At 54.3% G+C, this 3,520-nt stretch carries 2 rRNA genes; both read right to left on the reverse strand.

The annotated features are described in order from the left end of the window. Positions 1-16: 16 nt before the first annotated feature. Positions 17-133: ribosomal RNA gene (rrf, locus tag FM112_RS14290) — 5S ribosomal RNA — on the reverse strand. A gap of 148 nt (positions 134-281) precedes the next feature. Continuing rightward, positions 282-3,366, reverse strand: a 23S ribosomal RNA gene (locus FM112_RS14295). Positions 3,367-3,520: the final 154 nt, after the last annotated feature.

Below are 3,520 nucleotides of genomic sequence, written 5' to 3' on the forward strand. Positions count from 1 at the left end.
ACTTCATTCAAAAAGAGTCCGGCAGTGTCCTACTCTCCCACACAGTCCCCCATGCAGTACCATCGGCGCAAGGACGCTTAGCTTCCGGGTTCGGAATGTCACCGGGCGTTTCCATCCTGCTATCACCACCGAAACACGCTCCAACACACAGAACGAGCCACCACCCACACCACCCCGCCAGGGGCGGGTGCGGGGCTCGACCATACATCGAGAACCACAAAGCGGACGCGAACACACAACATTTTCCTGCAACCCCACCACCACAACCGCAGTGGCGGGTTCATAACAAATCTTCGGTCTATTAGTACCGGTCAGCTCCACACGTTACCGCGCTTCCACATCCGGCCTATCAACCCAGTCATCTACTGGGAACCTCACCCCCAAAAGGGGAAGGAAGTCTCATCTCGAAGCCGGCTTCCCGCTTAGATGCTTTCAGCGGTTATCCATCCCGAACGTAGCAAATCAGCCATGCCCTTGGCAGAACAACTGACACACCAGAGGTTCGTCCTTCTCGGTCCTCTCGTACTAAAGAAAGATCTCCTCAAACTTCCAACGCGCGCAGCGGATAGAGACCGAACTGTCTCACGACGTTCTGAACCCAGCTCGCGTACCGCTTTAATGGGCGAACAGCCCAACCCTTGGGACCTACTCCAGCCCCAGGATGCGACGAGCCGACATCGAGGTGCCAAACCATGCCGTCGATATGGACTCTTGGGCAAGATCAGCCTGTTATCCCCGAGGTACCTTTTATCCGTTGAGCGACAGCGCTTCCACAAGCCACTGCCGGATCACTAGTCCCGACTTTCGTCCCTGCTCCACCTGTCAGTGTCACAGTCAAGCTCCCTTGTGCACTTACACTCGCCACCTGATTACCAACCAGGCTGAGGGAACCTTTGGGCGCCTCCGTTACTCTTTAGGAGGCAACCGCCCCAGTTAAACTACCCACCAGGCACTGTCCCTGAACCGGATCACGGTCCGAAGTTAGATAACTAGAATGACCAGAGTGGTATTTCAACAACGACTCCACACGAACTAGCGTCCATGCTTCACAGTCTCCCACCTATCCTACACAAGCCACACCAGTCACCAATACCAAGCTATAGTAAAGGTCACGGGGTCTTTTCGTCCTGCTGCGCGTAACGAGCATCTTTACTCGTACTGCAATTTCGCCGAGTTCGCGGTGGAGACAGCTGGGAATTCGTTACGCCATTCGTGCAGGTCGGAACTTACCCGACAAGGAATTTCGCTACCTTAGGATGGTTATAGTTACCACCGCCGTTTACTGGGGCTTAAATTCAATGCTTCGCCCCGAAGAGCTAACACGTCCTCTTAACCTTCCAGCACCGGGCAGGCGTCAGTCCGTATACATCGTCTTGCGACTTCGCACGGACCTGTGTTTTTGATAAACAGTCGAGTCCCACTGGTCTCTGCGGCCACCACACCCTCTCCCACGCAAAGTGGTACAAGTGGATGGCCCCCCTTCTCCCGAAGTTACGGGGGCATTTTGCCGAGTTCCTTCACCACGATTCTCTCGATCTCCTTAGTATTCTCTACCTGACCACCTGTGTCGGTTTCGGGTACGGGCAGCAACACAACCTCACGCCGATGCTTTTCTTGGCAGCATAGGATCACCGACTACGTCCAAAAGGACTTCCGCATCAGATCTCAGACACTCAAGCGGCGGATTTGCCAACCACTCGTCCTACATCCTTGCCCGGATACAACCATTCACCCGGCTCGGCTACCTTCCTGCGTCACACCTGTTAACACGCTACACTCCCCGGCTCGGTCCGGAACCTCGCCCCAACACCAACCCGAAGGCCAGCACCAGAACTCAGCACCTTAGCATCACCAGATCGCATTGGACGGTCATATCACCGGTACGGGAATATCAACCCGTTATCCATCGACTACGCCTGTCGGCCTCGCCTTAGGACCCGACTAACCCAGGGCAGATTAGCTTGACCCTGGAACCCTTAGTCATTCGGAGGACTGGTTTCTCACCAGTCTTTCGCTACTCATGCCTGCATTCTCACTCGTGTCACGTCCACGACCAGTTCACACTGCCGCTTCACCCACAACACGACGCTCTCCTACCACCCCCACACTGTGGAGGTCCATGATTTCGGTGGTGTGCTTGAGCCCCGCTACATTGTCGGCGCGGAATCACTTGACCAGTGAGCTATTACGCACTCTTTCAAGGATGGCTGCTTCTAAGCCAACCTCCTGGTTGTCTTCGCAACTCCACATCCTTTTCCACTTAGCACACGCTTAGGGACCTTAATCGATGGTCTGGGTTGTTTCCCTCTCGACGATGAAGCTTATCCCCCACCGTCTCACTGCCACGCTCTCACTTACCGGCATTCGGAGTTTGGCTGACGTCAGTAACCTTGTCGGGCCCATCGGCCATCCAGTAGCTCTACCTCCAGTAAGAAACACGCAACGCTGCACCTAAATGCATTTCGGAGAGAACCAGCTATCACGAAGTTTGATTGGCCTTTCACCCCTAACCACAGCTCATCCCCCCAGTTTTCAACCTAGGTGGGTTCGGTCCTCCACAACACTTTACTGTCGCTTCAACCTGGCCATGGCTAGATCACTTCGCTTCGGGTCTAGAACATGCGACTCAACGCCCAATTAAGACTCGCTTTCGCTACGGCTCCCCCACACGGGTTAACCTCGCCACACATCACTAACTCGCAGGCTCATTCTTCAAAAGGCACGCCGTCACCCCAACATGGAGGCTCCGACGGATTGTAAGCAAACGGTTTCAGGCACTATTTCACTCCCCTCCCGGGGTACTTTTCACCTTTCCCTCACGGTACTTGTCCGCTATCGGTCATCTGGGAGTATTTAGGCTTATCGGGTGGTCCCGACAGATTCACACAGAGTTTCACGGGCTCCGTGCTACTTGGGAGAAACATTTAACGCGCGCACACTGTTTCGGCTACGGGACTCGCACCCCCTACGGTCAGGCATTCAAACCTGTTCACCTACACTGCACACCAACGCCGGCCGTCCACTAGCACGACCACAACACAACCCCAACAACCCCGATCATGCAACACCTAGCAGCTCTCACACACAACCGGTTTAGCCTCATCCACTTTCGCTCGCCACTACTCACGGAATCACTATTGTTTTCTCTTCCTGTGGGTACTGAGATGTTTCACTTCCCCACGTTCCCCCTCAACACCCTATATATTCAGATGCGAGTGACCACACACAATGCGGCCGGGTTTCCCCATTCGGACACCCTCGGATCAACGCCCGTTTATCGACTCCCCGAGGCTTATCGCAGATTACTACGTCCTTCATCGGCTCCAGATGCCAAGGCATCCACCATTTGCTCTTCACAATTTGACATGAATACAAGAAATCGAAACAACCACCAACCCCGAAGGGCCTGGCAATCGAATCACTCTCACAATTACAGAAAAATCACTCACCACAACACCAACGGCATTGCGGCGAAGATGCTCGCGTCCACTATGTAGTTCTCAACATACAGTCGAAACCA

Source organism: Gulosibacter sp. 10 (genome assembly GCF_900163695.1).
Taxonomy (GTDB): Bacteria; Actinomycetota; Actinomycetes; order Actinomycetales; family Microbacteriaceae; genus Gulosibacter.